Origin of the sequence: Kribbella italica (genome assembly GCF_014205135.1) — a bacterium.
Lineage (GTDB): Bacteria > Actinomycetota > Actinomycetes > Propionibacteriales > Kribbellaceae > Kribbella > Kribbella italica.
Map to the genome: position 1 here is coordinate 8810358 of NZ_JACHMY010000001.1, position 15738 is coordinate 8826095.

13 protein-coding genes are annotated in these 15738 nt (G+C 65.9%); 12 read left to right on the plus strand and 1 reads right to left on the minus strand.

The genetic code is table 11. From position 1 onward, the window contains the following. Positions 1-2: 2 nt before the first annotated feature. The 5 genes from HDA39_RS41410 to HDA39_RS41430 all read left to right on the plus strand — a co-directional run bounded on the left by HDA39_RS41410 (position 3) and on the right by HDA39_RS41430 (position 4894). Positions 3-2288, plus strand: coding sequence for an NB-ARC domain-containing protein (locus HDA39_RS41410; protein ID WP_184805178.1), 2286 nt, complete (start codon positions 3-5; stop codon positions 2286-2288). A 230-nt stretch (positions 2289-2518) separates the two neighbouring features. Then, entirely contained in the window at positions 2519-2935 is a 417-nt protein-coding gene (locus HDA39_RS41415; RefSeq protein ID WP_184805181.1) for a hypothetical protein, read from the plus strand. After that, positions 2920-3399, plus strand: coding sequence for a 6-pyruvoyl trahydropterin synthase family protein (locus HDA39_RS41420; protein WP_202893289.1), 480 nt, complete (start codon positions 2920-2922; stop codon positions 3397-3399). Before HDA39_RS41415 ends, HDA39_RS41420 begins: the two co-directional genes overlap by 16 nt. A 20-nt stretch (positions 3400-3419) precedes the next feature. Continuing rightward, positions 3420-4031 (plus strand): GTP cyclohydrolase I, encoded by a 612-nt coding sequence (gene folE, locus HDA39_RS41425; protein ID WP_184805184.1) that lies wholly within the window; start codon positions 3420-3422, stop codon positions 4029-4031. Continuing rightward, complete coding sequence (locus HDA39_RS41430; protein WP_238356290.1) at positions 4028-4894, plus strand: proline dehydrogenase family protein; 867 nt, start codon at positions 4028-4030, stop codon at positions 4892-4894. Before folE ends, HDA39_RS41430 begins: the two co-directional genes overlap by 4 nt. Before the next feature lie 3 nt (positions 4895-4897). On the opposite strand, the gene HDA39_RS41435 is transcribed toward HDA39_RS41430, so the two are convergent. Beyond that, entirely contained in the window at positions 4898-6100 is a 1203-nt protein-coding gene (locus HDA39_RS41435; protein WP_184805190.1) for an amidohydrolase family protein, read from the minus strand. A gap of 406 nt (positions 6101-6506) precedes the next feature. Here HDA39_RS41435 and HDA39_RS41440 point away from each other — a divergent pair, with 406 nt between their 5' ends. The 7 genes from HDA39_RS41440 to HDA39_RS41470 all read left to right on the plus strand — a co-directional run bounded on the left by HDA39_RS41440 (position 6507) and on the right by HDA39_RS41470 (position 15561). Continuing rightward, positions 6507-9950 (plus strand): glycosyl hydrolase family 18 protein, encoded by a 3444-nt coding sequence (locus tag HDA39_RS41440; RefSeq protein WP_202893290.1) that lies wholly within the window; start codon positions 6507-6509, stop codon positions 9948-9950. Positions 9951-10133: 183 nt separating this feature from the next. Next, positions 10134-11330 carry a cytochrome P450 gene (locus tag HDA39_RS41445; RefSeq protein ID WP_184805193.1) on the plus strand — a complete coding sequence of 399 codons (1197 nt, stop codon included), beginning with the start codon at positions 10134-10136 and terminating at the stop codon, positions 11328-11330. Between the two features lie 11 nt (positions 11331-11341). Then, a complete protein-coding gene (locus HDA39_RS41450) occupies positions 11342-11533 on the plus strand; it encodes a ferredoxin (RefSeq protein WP_184805195.1) in 192 nt (63 codons plus the stop codon). Positions 11534-11810: 277 nt separating this feature from the next. Next, the gene (locus tag HDA39_RS41455; protein WP_202893291.1) at positions 11811-12893 is read left to right on the plus strand and encodes a radical SAM protein; all 1083 of its coding nucleotides are present in this window, start codon (positions 11811-11813) and stop codon (positions 12891-12893) included. A 450-nt stretch (positions 12894-13343) separates the two neighbouring features. After that, on the plus strand, positions 13344-14147 hold the full coding sequence (locus HDA39_RS41460) for a cytochrome P450 (protein WP_184805201.1): 804 nt from the start codon (positions 13344-13346) through the stop codon (positions 14145-14147). Positions 14148-14776: 629 nt separating this feature from the next. After that, positions 14777-15055 carry a hypothetical protein gene (locus HDA39_RS41465; RefSeq protein WP_184807065.1) on the plus strand — a complete coding sequence of 93 codons (279 nt, stop codon included), beginning with the start codon at positions 14777-14779 and terminating at the stop codon, positions 15053-15055. Next, complete coding sequence (locus tag HDA39_RS41470; protein WP_337926149.1) at positions 14980-15561, plus strand: helix-turn-helix domain-containing protein; 582 nt, start codon at positions 14980-14982, stop codon at positions 15559-15561. Before HDA39_RS41465 ends, HDA39_RS41470 begins: the two co-directional genes overlap by 76 nt. Positions 15562-15738: the final 177 nt, after the last annotated feature.

Genomic DNA, 15738 nt, shown 5'->3' on the forward strand with positions numbered 1-15738 from the left:
TGGTGGCGTCGTTCGCGGACCTCCTGGTTCGGCGGAGACGTGGCCTGTCGCTGACTCAGCGTGAACTCGCTGCGCGTGCTGGGCTGACGTTGAAAGCGGTAGCGGCGCTGGAGCAGGGGACCCGGCGGTACCCGTATCCCAATACCGTCCGCGCTCTCGCGCGGGCACTCGAACTCGACGAGGCCGGATTGGCCGAACTTGCCTCGTCTGTTCCCGACCGGTCCGCCGTTTCCGGGCCGGCGACCGGGCCGGCCCCGGCGCCCCTGGCTGAGTCAGGCGACCTTCCGGCTCCGCCAGCCGTCGTGATCGGCCGGGAGACGGACGTTGTGTCCGTCCGTCAACGGCTGCTGGCGACTCGCGGTTCGATGGTCACCCTGACCGGACCCGGGGGAGTCGGTAAGACGACTCTCGCACTCGTCGCCGCTGACTTGGCCCGCGACGAGTTTTCTGCGGGCGTGTTCTTCGTCGACCTCGCCGACGTCGTCGAAGTCGACGAGGTCCTCGTCACGGTCTCGGCCATCTTGGGTGTCCCCGAGCAGGAGACCGACGGCACCGCGGCTTCTCTCGCGCCTCTGTTGAGCGGCCGGCGGATCTTGCTGGTGCTGGACAACGTGGAGCAGGTCGCCGGCTGTGCCTCAGACCTTGCCACGCTGCTCTCGTTGTGCCCGGACCTGGCGATCCTCGTCACTAGTAGGACCGCCCTGCGCATCCGATCCGAGTTCGTGGTGAGGGTCGCGCCGCTATCGGCTGCGGATGCGATCCGGCTGTTCCGTGAGCGGGCTCGATCGGGCAGTTCGTCGCTCGCCGACACCGACGATTACGCAGTCGCTGAGCTGTGCCGGCAGGCTGATGGGTTGCCGCTTGCCCTCGAGCTGGCGGCGTCAGTCGTCGGGACGATGGGCATGGCGCCTTTCGCCGAGAATCTGGACACCGGGGCGTTGCCGGGGCCGCGGGATCTACCTCGTCGACAGCGTTCGATGGTGGCTACCGTTGCCTGGAGCTACCGACTGCTGGGGCGGAGATCGCAGGAACTGGTATCGCGCTTGTCGCTGATCCCCGGACCCTTCCCCATTCAAAGGGTTCTGGACATCGACGGAGGAGAGCCCCGCGAGGCGTTGAACGCCTTCGGCCAGGTGCTCGACCATTCGCTGGTATCGCGGATGGGCAGTGTGGGCGGAGCGGAGTACTACCGTCTGCTCGTTCCGATTCGTCATCACGTAGGGACATACCTGAGTCCCGTGGACCGGGACGTGACGATGGCGCGTCTGGTGCAGTCCTTCGTAGACGGTTGCCGGCGAGATGTTGATCTCTACGGTCCGGAGCAGGCGGAATCGCTGACGATACTGGACGCCGAGACCGGCACGATCAGGGCCGTGCTCATCTGGCTGATCGACCGGCGTCGAGGCGATGACGCGGCCCAGTTGTTGTATTCGGTCGCGCTGTACCTGCTCATTCGCGGACATTCTTCCGAAGGCCTGCGATGGACGGAGGGGCTCGGCGAACTGCCCATGACCAAGGCATCCCGCGCTCAGTGGCTCTTCGCGGAAACGGCCTTGAGGTTCGGCGCAGGCCAGTCCGCCCTCGCAGCGACCCGTACAGCGATCGCAGAGGCCGTCGACATCGCGCATGAGATCGGCGATTCCAGGCTCGCCGCCCAGGCGTGCTTCCAGGCGGCGAGCATCGCCGTCTCGGCGCTGGATCTCGAGGCTGCGGAGCATTTCCATCAGGAGGCGGCCCGGCACGCGAGCGGGATGGCCGACAACTGGATCAACACCTACGTTTCGACCGTCGGTGGCCGCGCGGCACTCATCGGCGGGCGTCCGGCCGAGGCCGAAGTGCTGTACACCCAGGCGGTCGCCTCAGCTCGTGCGATCGGTGCGCCGTTCGAGATCACCGGGGCATTGGGGGGACTGGCCACAGCAATCGATCTGGTCGCACCGGGAAAGCGCGATGACGAGGTCGTCGCGCTGCTATCTGAAGCGTTGCTTCAGGCGGCGCGGCACCGGATCACGCTCAGCTTGGGTCACCTCCTGCCAGCCTTCGCGGCGGCGTTTGTGCGTCGCGACGACCTGCGGTTGGCCGCCCGTCTGCTCGGCGCCGCCGCCTCCTTTTGCCGGTACGACGACGCTGTGCACATCCCCGCGACACGTGAAGCGGCGGAGAGCGGCCTGGCCAAGGTCCGTGCACTCCTGAGCGAGGAAGCATTTGCTCAGGAGTGGGCGGCCGGTCGTGCGCTTGGATTCACTGATCTGGCCGAGATCGCGCAACGATTCTGTCCCTCGACCTGATTCAGCCGACCTTCGCCGGACCTTCTCGTGCCGGACGACCGTGGGCCAAGCGTGGAGTCACTGTGGCTGTGGCCTCCTCGATCCGGGTCCTAATGTCGGTTTCGAGAGCTGACAACAAGCCAGTGGTCACCGGGGAAAGGTTTGACCCGACGGCAGGGCAGTGGCCGAGCCGAAACGGCTCGCCCCCGCCGAGTTGCGGCCGTCCTCTCGAACGTCCAGAACCCGGAGCCGTGTCGATCACGGTTACTGATCCAGACAGCAGATTGCGCGAGGAGAGAGTTCGCATGCCTGAGCCAAGCGAGACGCCGGACACCCAGATCTGGGTGCATGAGCGCCTGCCCGGATTCCATCGCTGGCCGGAGGCGCCTGCCCGGCTCGCCTTCCTCGCCGATCGGCACCGCCACGTGTTCGACGTGCGGGTGTTCGTGCGAGTGGGGCACGCCGACCGGGATGTCGAGTTCTTCGCTCTGGCCGAGGATGTCCGGAAGTGGTGGGGTGCAGGCGAGCGGGAATGCGGCAATGCGTCGTGCGAGGCGCTCGCCCACCAGCTCGGTGATCACCTCATCAGCTCGGGGCTGGCGGTGTCTTCTGTGCAGGTGGCGGTCGACGGTGAAGGCGGAGCCGTCGCTGATTGGCCGATGCCGTGACCCACGCCGTGACCATTCGTCACAACTTCGAGACAGCCCACCGCCTGCCCCAATTGGGCGGTAAGTGCCAGAACTTGCATGGCCACTCGTGGTGGACCGAAGTCACCGTGTCCGCGCCCGCGATGCCCGAGCACATCGTGATCGAATTCGGTGCCTTCAAACGCGGAATCCGTCAGTGGATCGACACCTATCTCGACCACGGCACCATGCTCGGGGCCGACGATCCGCTGGTGCCGGCCCTGCAGGCACAAGGCTCCCGGCTCTACCGGTTCGGTGCGGCGAACGCTGTGCCGGCGGAGAAACATGCCGCCGATCTCGCCTGGCCGACCGTCGAGTCAGTGGCAGTCCTGCTCGGACGGGTAGGTGCCGAGGTGCTCGCCGGGATGGAGTCCGCGCCCGGCGCGCGGATCACCGCGGTACGCGTCGAGGAGACAAGTGTGAATGCCGCGTCCTGGACGCGCTGAGAAGAAGGACAAGCCACCCAATGAACACAGTAGATTTGACGCCGCTCGACGTGGCAACGCAGTGGAACGGCGATGAGAACCGGGGTCTGGCCGCAGCCAGGGTGCTGCTCGGCGAGCTCGGGATGGAATGCACGGACGAGTCCACCAAGGAGACGCCCGCCCGCTTCGTCCAGGCGCTGAGAGAGTTGACGTCAGGCAGCACTGTGGACCCCCGGCGACACCTGCAAGTCACCTTTCCTGCTGTCGGCCGACCGACGCTGATCACCGCGACGTCCGTGCCGTTCACCTCGGTGTGCGAGCACCACTTGTTGCCCTTCACAGGTCACGCAACAGTCGCCTACCTACCCACTTCGGGAGCGCCGATCGTTGGCATCTCGAAGCTGGCTCGTGTCGTACAGGAATACGCGGCCCGTCCTCAGATGCAGGAACGCATCGGCGAACAGGTCGTCGATGCGCTGACTTCGTCCCTGGACGTGCAGGGGGCGGCCTGCCTGCTCAAAGCCACGCACGCCTGCATGACCCTGCGCGGAGTAGGTGCGGCGGGAGCATCAATCGCGACAGACCACCTGCGTGGCGCGCTGGAGACCGACGCGAATCTGCGCGACCGGCTGTTCGCTGCGGCCAACCGATGAAGCTCCCGCCCGCCCTGCTCACCAGCGATTTCCTGGTCGCAGGCCTTACCGCTCTTGCGGGAACGATCCCACCGCTGGAACGGAGCCTGTGGCAACGCGCTCGGCGGCAGGTAGGTGGACGGGATCTCGCCGAGGTGCTGGGAACTGCGGAGGTGCTCCACAAGGCAGGTGCGCACGTGAGCTTCGACCTGTTCGGAACCTCGGCGCGTGATGAGGTCGAGGTACGCAGGACACTCGACGGCTACATTGCTCTTGCGAAAGCCTCTACCGATATCTCGCCAGACCCGTGGATATCTGTCGATCTGTCCCATCTCGGGTTGCGCCGGTCCCGCCACGACAGCGTACGGGCCGCCATGAGGCTGGCCGACTATGTCGGTGCCGGTGGGCGAATACAGGTCGGTGCCGAGGAGGCCCCGTTGGCCGGCGAGGTGCTGACGGCGGTACGTGCCCTCGCGTCGGAGGGCGTACCGGTGATGGCCACCGTGCAAGCCAACCTGCGACGCAGCCCCGGGGATATCCAGGACCTGATCGCCGCGGGTATCCCGATCAGGCTGGTCAAGGGAGCCTTTCCAGAGCGTGAGAACATCGCGCTCGCGCCCGGACCCGCGGTGGACCGCGCGTTCCACCGGCTCGCCTGCTCGATCCACGATGCAGGTGGCGTGGTGGCACTGGCCACCCATGACGGCGCATTGCGCGAGGCAGTGTTCGCAGAGTGCGGACAGTTGGACTGCGAAGTGTCCTTCGGCGTGCGTGGCGAGGACGTTGCGGGCCTTATCGCCGACGGTGTGTCCACTCGGGTCTATCTTCCGTTCGGACCGCAGTGGTTGCGCTTCTATCTGCGCAGGCTGGCCGAGGCGCCGTGAGGTTCACTGTTCGGCAACCTGGCGCAGAACAGTCGTTCTGGCCACCTCCCGGCCTGCTCGCCAGACGATGCGTTCAACCGGTGCCCGGCCGACCGCGTCGGCGAGAGTGGCCGCGCGAATCGCGAGCAGGTCCGCGCGGCGGCCGGCTTCGGGGCCGGCCGGGCCATCATCGACGACGCGCCGCGCGCTGCGGCTGACAGCCTCGAACGCCATCGGCACGGGCAGATGCGCCGCGGTGACGAGCAACGACGCGGTTTCCAGCGCGTCGGCGCGGCCCATCGGGTTGAATGGATCGGCAATGTTGTCACCACCACCCGCCACGGTGACGCCGGCCGCCGCGAGAGCCGAAACCGCAGTGAGTCCTCGCGGCTGCGGGTTGGGCAGTCCTCTGCCTTGCAGATAGAGGTTCGTCTGCGGCAAAGCGACCACCTGGATACCTGCGTCGGCTACCACCTCGATCGTTGCCCGCAGATCCTCGGGCGGCAACTGGCCCAGACTGACGCAGTGACCTGCCGTGACCGGATGTGGGAACCCCCGCTCGGTGACGAGGTTGGCAAGCACCGCGAGGGTCCTTACCGTCGGATCCAGCGACTCGTCCACATGAAGGTCGAGCCCCAACTCACACCGTTCGGCCAGCATCACCAACCGGTGTGTCTCCTGCGCGGGATCAGCGGCCAGATGGGGACATCCGCCAATGAGATCGACCCCCGCGGAAACTGCCTCCAACGCGATCTCATCCGGTGTCCAGTCGAACAGCAGCGGCACGATCTGCAGATCGAGCCGATCTCGCCAGTCATCGCGCAGCGCGAGCAGCGCCCGCACCGCCACCAGTGGATCAGGGCCGGGTAATACGTCCACATGGGTGCGTACCACCGTTGTGCCATTGGCGAGCATCTCCGTCAGCGTCAGGTCGGCTCGCCGCCTCACATCTTCCTGATGACGATTCGCCGACCAGTGGTGCCAAGCCGCCACCGCGTCGGTCAGTTCGCCACTGGTACAGCCGACGTCGTCCCAGGTCCTGGTCTTGTCGAGGTGAGCGTGGGGTTCAACGGTAGCTTCGACCAGGAGGAAACCCCGCAGGTCAGTGTGCTCGCCAGGGTGGTCACGCAGCGAGCCCGCCGGGCCGACCCCGCGTACATATTCGCCGTCCACCAGCACATCGACGACGTTGCCGTCGGCAAGTTGTGCTCCCGACAGTACGTTCACGGTACCCATGCTGCGTGATCGCCCCCATTGTCGTGCCTCGCGATGTAGAGCTCCAATCGTAGCTGACCGCGAGGCGTCATCCTTGCTGTCGGCAACTATGACGAGCAGCGGGTACCGAAGCGCTCGAAGCTGAACGACACAACACGGTGAGCCCGAGGAGGCGTGTGAATGGCCGGTGTGGGAGGCCGGCAGTAACGAATCGGTTCGTCCGCTTTGCAGTGGCAATGTGGGGGTTGCGTAGACCCACTGTGGGTCCCTCCGGGCATCACCCCGGCCGGATAATCGATGGTGAGCGGCTCCGCCCCCGCTCGCGGGGATTGGTATCGACAACCGCTCACAACAGGTGGCGTGCGTCTCGCGCATGCTCCTGGCGATCGTCCCGCCCCGTCGAGTAAACGGAGGAATAATGGCGACATTTCGCCATCGTGTGCAGCTACTTCCAAGATCTCTGATCGCCGTCCTCGTCCTCGCTCTGCTCGCCGTGTCAGGGGCCGTCGAGGTTGCCCCTGCCGCCGCGGCGCCTACAGCGGCTCCGTCCACCTCGACCGAGCGTGCCGAGCTCGCCCAGTGGTGGGCGCCGGTGCATTTCCAGGACGTCGATACCAGCGGCGAGACCTCACTGGACGGCAAGTCGGACTACCTGGCCGCGTTCGACTTCGACGGCGATCTCAATGGTCGCAACAACTGGGAGAACACGAGCGAACGACCGCTGGCCGCTCACGTGTACTACTCGGTGGTGCAGACGCCGAGCTTTTCGTACCTGCTGTACACGTACTTCCACCCACGCGATTGGGCGGACGGTTCGCTCGAGGACTTTCAGGAGGACCTGAGCGAGCACGAGAACGACGCCGAAGGAGCTCTGCTCGTCGTGGCCAACGACGGCTCCGAGCACGGCACGCTCAAGGCCGTGATCACGGTCTCTCACAAGGACTTCTACTCCTGGCTGCCCGACGGCAGCGACTTCTCCAGTGGCGACGAGGACGGCGACGGCAGAATCGCCATGAAGGCAAGTCCATACGGCGACGGGCATGAGCGCCCGTGGACAGGTCAGCAGGCAGGTTCCCACGCGGCGTTCGCCATGGGCGCGATCCGGCAGCCGTCCCCCGACCTCGGAGACCAGTACGACAACGGCGACGGTGTCCTCTACAACCCTGGCTCTACCGCCGAGGTGCCTGAGGGGCCTAATGATAGGGACGTGCAGTACGCCCCGACCGACGTCTTCGCCCCCGGTGGGATGTGGGAGAACCGCGATCTCACGACTCTTTTCGCCACGCCGAAAAACTTTGCCGGTGATGACGGCGGCAACCCCAACGGTGCCATCTGCGGCGAAGGCGGGGTGGTCGGGCCGGCCGATGGCGAGTGCCACACCGACGCAGCCAACCCGGGCTGGGCCTGGGACGACGCCAACGACCTCCCGGGGCAGGGCTACCTCGCGACCAACCCGGCTGAGTTGGTCCACAACTACTTCAACTGGCCGGGCAAGCCCACCTCCGCAGACCTCGACTACACCTGGAACGCCTACAACGGCATCACTCCGCCAGACCCGCCGAGCGCGGTCAACGGCGGGGTCGGCGACCCCATGGAGGCGCACCCAGGTGGCGACGACGGCGGTACCAAGCCGCCGACCGGTATCCACCACACCTGCCGCCCGGACGGGATGCCGGCGACCGGAGGAGTGGCCACCCCATACTGCGACGTCTACGATTCGGAAGGGCGCGAGTGGCTCGGCGCAGGCCGCTCCCGGCGCGTGGTCGGCTACTTCAACGGCGCCCGCACCGGCGCCGACGGGACGCCGTACTACCTGGTCAAGAACATCCCGTGGTCGAAGGTGACGCACATCAACTACGCGTTCGCCAAAGTCGCGGCCAACCGGATATCGGTGGGTGCTCCCGGACCTGACAACCCGGCGATCGGCATGACCTGGCCCGGCAACCCCGGCGCCGAAATGGACCCTCGCCTGCCGTACCAGGGACACTTCAATCTGCTGACCAAGTACAAGAGGCAGCATCCGAGGGTGCGGACGATGATCTCGGTCGGCGGCTGGGCCGAGTCCCAAGGCTTCTACGCCATGACCACCAACGCCGATGGCACCGTCAACCAGGGTGGGATCAACACCTTTGCCGACTCTGCGGTGGACTTCCTGCGCACGTACGGTTTCGACGGGGTTGATATCGACTTCGAGTATCCGACCATGCTGGACCAGACCGGCAACCTGAACGACTGGGACGCGGCGCGATCCCGGCGACCAGGGCTGCCGGACAGCTACGCGGCGCTGATGAAGACTCTGCGCGAGAAGCTGGACCGCGCCGCCGCCAACGACGGCAGCTACTACCTGCTGACGTCGGCGTCATCGGCGTCCGGGTACCTGGTCCGGGGCATGGCGAACCAGAAGGCGCTGCAGTATCAGGATTTCACCAACCTGATGGCGTACGACTTCCACGGCAGTTGGAACGACGTGGTCGGCCCCAACGCCACGCTGTACGACGACGGCGGCGATGTGGAACTGAAGGACCTCTACGAGACTCCCGAGTACGACGGCATCGGCTACTTCAACACCGACTGGGCGTTCCACTACCTCCGCGGCGCCATGCAGGCGGGGCGGATCAACATCGGTGTCCCCTACTACACGCGCGGCTGGAAGGATGTCACCGGTGGCGACCACGGCTTGTGGGGCAGCGCTCCGGGGACCGACTGCCAACCCGGTACCGGTATCGTCCGGCCGTGCGGGAACGGGGCCGTCGGCATCGACAACATCTGGCACGACGAGACGGGTAACGGCGCGGAGATGAGCTCCGGTACCAACCCGATGTGGCACGCGAAGAACCTGCAGTTCAACCTCATGCCCGTCTACGCGAAGAGCGTGGGACTGACTCCGGAAACCGACACGTCCGACCGCCTCACCGGACAGTACGCACGAGCCTGGGACGCCGTCACGAAGACATCCTGGTTGTGGAACGACAGCAAGAAGGTGTTCTTGTCAACGATGGACGAGCAGGGCCTGGACGCGGTCACGAGCTATGCGATCGATCAAGGCGCCGGTGGCGTGATGATGTGGGAGCTGGGTGGCGACTACCAATGTCCGGAGGCGGTGACCGAAGAGGATCACTGCGGCCTGGGCTACACGATGACCACCAAACTCCACGACCAGCTGGCCGGCGCGGGTGCGTACGGCGCGAGCCGCAGCTCCGGCAGTACGGTGACGGTAACGTCGGGCGCGGTCGACGTCACGGCTGACCTGGTGGACTACGGATCCAAGTCCACAGACCTCTGGCCGATGCAGCCCAAGGTGCGGATCACCAACAACACAGACGTCACAATCGGTGGTGGCAAGGACGTAGCCTTCAACTTCGACCTGCCCACCTCCACGCCGCCCTTGATCAAGGACGGCGAGTGGAAGACCAGCGGCCAGGGTGGCAAGTGGCAGGTGAGACCAGGCCACACCGGCCCGAACGCCGGGGGTGGGTTGAGTGGCGACTTCCATCGGGTCGGAGTCAAGCTCGACTACTGCCAGATCATTCCCCGCGGGAAAAGTCTGGACATCCCGATCATCTACTACCTCCCGGCCACCGGACCGGTGAACACCACGCTCTCAGTCGGCACCAGCCGGTTCGGGCTGCGGACAGAGAACAACCGCGGGTCCACGCCAGCGTCGCCACCAGCGGGCGGCTGCTCTGCGCCGACATGGGTCTCGAGCATGACCTACGACCCGGCAAAGCAACCGGTTGAGGACGTCACCGTGAAGTACAACGGCAATGTCTGGAAAGCCAAGTGGTCCACTCAGGGGCATATCCCGGGCACCGGAACGGACCCCGACCACGAGCCGTGGAAGCTGATCGGCCCGGCGAGCTGACCGGCGGATCAGCCATGAGGTTCTGAAACCGCTCAGAGAACTCCGGACGTGCAGCAGGGACTGCGCGTCCGGAGCTTGACGGCCGCGGAGGCTGATCAGCGTGAGCGCGGCGACCCGTCAGCGATCTCAACCGATTCACCCGCTCTCCTGATCGCGGGCAACTTCGAAGTGAGGATCTTGTCGATGACAGAGTTTCCAGTCGTTCGTCGGAGTGAGTGTCCGTTCGATCCCGCCGGCGGTTACACCGCGCTCCGGCAGGCTCCTGGGCCGACGAGGGTATCCACGCCGGCCGGCGTCGATGCCTGGGTTTTCAGCCGGTACGACGACGTCCGGAAGGTGCTCACCGACCCGCGGCTGAGTTCGCGGTCCGCGCCGTCGGCCCACGTCGTACCGGGCGCTGATCTCGAGCGTGAGATCGAAGACGGATCGATCCTGCAGAGCGACGGTGAACGGCACTCCGACGTGCGCCGTCTGGTCACCAGCGAGTTCACCGTGAGGCGGATCCAGGCTCTGAGGCCGCGGATCCAGCAGTTGATCGAGGAACACATCGACGCGATGCTCGCCACCGAGGGACCGGTCGACCTGCTGACCGCGTTCGCACTGCCCATCCCGTCGTTGGTGATCTGCGAACTGCTCGGCGTCCCGTACGCCGACCGCGCCGAGTTCCAGGCGCGCAGCGCGGCACTCGTCGCGATCGACCGACCGGAAGACGAGGTGGCGCGGGCAAACGACGAACTCCAGCAGTACATGGCCTCGCTGGCGATGGCCAAGATCGAGAAGCGCGAGGACGACCTGCTGTCCCGGCTGATCACCCGGGCCGAGGAGCAGGGCGCCCCGTTGACCGTGCCCGCGCTGGTGTCGATCGGGCTCACGCTGCTGATCGCCGGCCACGAGACGACCGCGAACATGATCACGCTCAGCACGCTCGTCCTGCTTCGGAATCCAGACCAGCTGGAGGCCTTGCGTGAGAACCCCGAGCTCGCGCCGTCGGCAGTCGAGGAGATGCTGCGGTATCTGACCATCGTGCAGTTCGGTCTGTTCCGGCACGTGATGGACGACCTCCCGATCGGCGACCTGACCATCAAAGCGGGCGAGTACCTTGTCGCCGCGATCTCGTCCGGCAACCGCGACGAGACTGCGTTCGCGGACCCTGATGAGGTCGACCTGTCCAGGAACGCGTCGGCTCACCTGGCTTTCGGCTTCGGTGCGCATCAGTGCCTTGGGCAACAACTGGCGCGGGTGGAGCTGCAGGAGGTCTATACCCGGCTCTATGCGCGGATCCCGACGTTGCGACTGGCGGTGCCGTTCGAGGAGATCAGGTTCAAGGACAACACCCTCGTGTACGGCGTGACGGCGCTGCCCGTCACCTGGGATCGTTGAGGAGAATTCGAATGGACGTGACGATTGACCAGGACAGCTGCATAGCCGCTGGCCAGTGTGTGCTCGCGGCGCCGGATGTGTTCGACCAGCGGGAAGAGGACGGGGTCGCCGTACTGCGACAGAACCCGTCGGCCGACCAACACGGCGCTACCCGCGAGGCCGCGGTGCTCTGCCCTGCGGGCGCCATCGAGCTGGACGAATGAGCAGGGTGCCCCGCGCGGGAAGATCGGACGGCTCACCCAAGGAAACGTAAGGAAACATGTTGCCTGATCGACGTAATTCTGTAAAACTGTTTGGCGGAAGGCGTCGAGTCGTCTAGAGCCTGGTGGCACTCGCCATCTTGAGTCCGGGCTCCGACGGTCCGTGGATGGTCCCGGGCTTCGACCGATTCGGGCCGGTCGAATATCACAACGAGCCGTTGTCCAGCGATCCTGGCTGCGGCTCCAACCCGCAGGGAGCACAGTGGGAAATCCTGTCCAAGTGGAGATCAGGCCCAGCAAACAAGCCGTTTCGGAGCGTGCAATCGAACTCGTTGCCGACGACCCGGCACTGCAGGCCCGACTGGCCCGCCTCACTGAGTTCTCGCGCAGCGTGCGCACCTCGGAAGTATTCATCACCGACGCTTGCAACCTGCGCTGCCAGGGATGTTGGTTTTTCGGACACGACCTTCACTCGCAGGGCACCGAAGTGCGCAGCCTGGACGTCATCCGTGACTTCGCGCAGCAGCTGCGCGGGTCCGGTGTCACGCACACGTTGCTGCTGGGAGGGGAGCCGGCGCTGGTGCCTGACCGCATCCGTGCGTACGCCGAGGTGATGCCCTACGTCACAGTGGTGACGAACGGAACGCGGCCGGTTCCCCGGGATGGGCTGGAGCACATCAACGTGGCCGTGTCGCTGTGGGGCGGTGGTCCCGTGGACGACGAGTTGCGCGGACATCGGCCGAATGGCAGCCGTATCGGCGGCCTGTTCGAGCTGGGCCTCGCCGCGTACCGCGACGATCCGCGTGTCGTGTGGATCTTCACCGTCAGCGAGCCCGGTATGCCCTACCTGGAGGAGACCGTCAAAGCCATCGCCGACAACGGGAACCAGCTCAACTTCGGCTATTACAGTGACTACGGTACCGACCCCTCCAGCAGGATCGCCGACGACCAGCGTGCCATCGCGGAGATGACCCGATTGCACCTGAAGTACCCGGAGACCGTGATCGGTCACCCGTACTACTTCGAAACCCTCGTGACCGGCCGATCGCATTGGGGGGAGTTCGGCGGCGAGACCTGTCCCAGCATTAGTGTCGACCACCCCGCGCACGCCGATAGGGTGGTGGACGGACACCCTGTGCTGCGCGGGTTCAACACCTACCGCTCGGATCACACCGTCCAGTTCTGCTGCACCTCAGGAGACTGTGCCAACTGCCGGGACAGCCAGGCGGTGTGGACGTGGTTGCTGGTCAACATGCACCGCTTCCTCGCCAGCCGTGAACAACTGGAGACCTGGGTGACGCTGGCAGAGAACTTCTACCGGCAGTTCTACTGGTCGCCCTACCGGGCCAATGCGAAGGGCTGACAGCCGGCCGATGCACTGGAACCGTACGGTAGGCAGACGGTTGGTCGCGAGCAAGAAGCGCGCCACGCTGGTCTTCGACGCGCTGCGTGGGGACCCCTGTGCCAGGGTGCTTCGGATGTCGCCAGGCAGTGACGGAAACCTCTACTACAAAATGATCCGAGAAGCGGGCGGGCTGGCGTCCAGCCGAAGCGGTCTTCGCTTCACAGCCTCCCACCCGGTTGCGCGGCATGTGCTGACCAGCGCCGACTTTGGAGTCGTACCAACGGGTGCGCCGAGGCAGCGGGCGACCACGGACGATTCGCTGATCCACCCGCTGGACGACGCGTTCCTGCGCATGGATCCGCCGAGGCACACGTCGTTACGTGCTCTGGTCGCCCCCGGTTCACACCAAGGGGTAGCCGCGACGTCGATGAGCTCCTGGAGGCTGTGGTTGAGTACTGTTTGGACAGGATGCCCACCAGCGGCACTGTCGACTTGATCCCTCACTTTGCCGAGGTCGTACCGCTGTGGACGATCTGTCATCTCCTGGGACTACCGGTCGAAGACGCTCACCGGTTCGCGGCGTGGGCAAAGTTGTTTGCCCGCTTGCTGGACGGTCCTCGCTCCAGCCGCGACCGCCGGCGATCCGACGCGGCCGTCGCGCAGATGACCGCCTATTTCCGGCAGCGCATCGGCTCCGGTCCGACGGCAGAGCGAACCCTGATTGACGAGCTGGTCCGCCGCTGCCCGGCTGAACTGAGCGAACGGGACGTCGTCGCGACCTGCGAGATGTTGCTGCTGGGCGGTTTCGCGACCACGGTCAACCTGATCGGCAATTCGTTGTTCAGAGTGCTGTCCGCTGGCGGGTCACTATCCCCACCGGATCACTTGCCGTCCGTCGTCGAGGAGTCTCTGCGTTACGACTCGCCCGTGCAGTACACGGTGCGCGTGGCGAAGAGGGACGCGGAACTCGCGGGGCAGCTGGTGGCCGCGCGCACGCCCATCATCGTACTGCTGGCGGGTGCGAACCGTGATCCGCAGGTGTTCGCTGAGCCGGACCGGTTCCTGCCTGGCCGGCCCAACGCGCATCAGCACCTGGCGTTCGGCGCCGGACCTCACTACTGCATCGGCGCTTCCATGTCATCGAGGGAAGTCTCGCTGGCATTGCGCCAACTGTTCCAGCGATACCCGAACATGCGGCTCGCGGGCTCGCAAGAGAGGTTGAACTCGCGGGTCCTCCGTGGATTTTCCCGGTTGGACGTCACCTTGGCGTGACGGCGAACGAAGTCGCGAGGATCGGGCCGCGGAGATCCACAACAAGATCGGCGACACGGAACCGCAACGTCCTGCCGCCAGCATGGGCCGACCCCACCGCAGTCGTCGATTCGCGGCTTCGAGTCAACGGAGCACGCGGGCTCCGCTGATCGATGTTTCCGGACTCCGCCCGCCAGTGGGAACCTCCTGGCACCGGCCGTTGTCATCGGCGAACACGGCGCCCGGTTCATCCAGGACGACCTCGCCGGATGATGGGCGAGCCGCCTCCGTCGGAATGACAATCGAAGTCGTCCCCGGCGGAAGGTCGGGTCGGCCGCTGAAGGTACCGCGCCTGCAACGCGATCCCCGCACCTCGATCCGCTGATCCTTCTACCGCCCGACGCCGGCCGCGAAGGACTCGCCCTCGATTGTGATCAGCAGCGCGCCCGGCGTTGTCACGGCAGTCGGGAACCAAGGCTGCTGCCGGTCTCCTGCTACACCGTTGCGCGTTCGGGGTGACGCCGGTACCCGGCCGCCACGCGTCGATTCTCGGGATAGACGGCGATCCCCCCTGCAGGCGGTCAGTCGGGGGGCCTGTGCGTCAACGATGATGAGCTCGTACTCGCCGTCCTTCCCCTGGGCCGCCGCGGATGCCCCGCATCGGCCACAACGACCGAGCGGCGCCAACGGGCGAGCAGCAACGCTCCGATCAGCCCGGCGCCGCCGTCAACACCAGTCACGTCAACCGCTTCGGTGGCGATTTCGGCTCCTTCATCTCGATCAACCTGCTCGACGAGCACGGTAGGTGTGCGCAGGCGGACGACTCATGTCCCCGTTATGGCAACATTGCGAGGTGTCTGAAGAACTGGAACGCGCTATCGCTGCAGCTGGTCCCCGGCTCCGGCAACTCCGGACTCAGCGGCAGCTGACCCTGGATGTGGTGGCCGGCGAGTCGGGGATTTCCAAGAGCACGTTGTCTCGGCTCGAGTCGGGGCAGCGGCGGGCCAGCCTGGAGATGCTGTTCCCGCTCGCCCGAATCTACGGGGTCACCCTTGACGAGCTGGTCAGCGCGCCCCCCACCGGTGACCCGAGGATCCATCTGCGGCCGGTGGTCCGGGACGGCGTGACGATGCTGCCGCTGACCAGGCGACCGGGCGGCATCCAGGCCTACAAGATGATCTACCCACCCGGAGCGGCGACCGACCCCGATCTCAACGTGCATGAAGGGTACGAGTGGGTGTACGTCATGACCGGTCGTCTGCGGCTCGTCCTGGCCGGGCACGACCTTCTGCTCGGCCCCGGAGAGGCCGCGGAATTCGACACCCGAACGCCCCACTGGTTCGGGACCCCTCCCTCAGGGGCAGCCGAGATCCTGAGCCTGTTCGGACAACAAGGCGAGCGTGTGCACGTCCGTGCCCGTTCAAGGTCCAGCTGACCGGCGACGGCTCCAATCCATACCGAAGACGCCAGTCTCGGTCAGGTTCGGTCGGAGTCCGGCCCGCACGACCGCGGTGCCCTCAGCGAGCTGGTTTTGCTGCTCGTACGGCCTGGCGGCGTCGGAGTCGCCTCGGGTGGTCAGTGATGTGACGCCGTCGTCAATGTCGGCTTCGGA

Coding starts and splice junctions, on each gene's coding strand:
- folE (WP_184805184.1), top strand. CDS start 3,420: ATGAACACAGTAGATTTGACGCCGCTCGACGTGGCAACGCAGTGGAAC.
- HDA39_RS41430 (WP_238356290.1), top strand. CDS start 4,028: ATGAAGCTCCCGCCCGCCCTGCTCACCAGCGATTTCCTGGTCGCAGGC.
- HDA39_RS41440 (WP_202893290.1), top strand. CDS start 6,507: ATGGCGACATTTCGCCATCGTGTGCAGCTACTTCCAAGATCTCTGATC.
- HDA39_RS41445 (WP_184805193.1), top strand. CDS start 10,134: ATGACAGAGTTTCCAGTCGTTCGTCGGAGTGAGTGTCCGTTCGATCCC.
- HDA39_RS41450 (WP_184805195.1), top strand. CDS start 11,342: ATGGACGTGACGATTGACCAGGACAGCTGCATAGCCGCTGGCCAGTGT.
- HDA39_RS41460 (WP_184805201.1), top strand. CDS start 13,344: ATGCCCACCAGCGGCACTGTCGACTTGATCCCTCACTTTGCCGAGGTC.
- HDA39_RS41465 (WP_184807065.1), top strand. CDS start 14,777: ATGCCCCGCATCGGCCACAACGACCGAGCGGCGCCAACGGGCGAGCAG.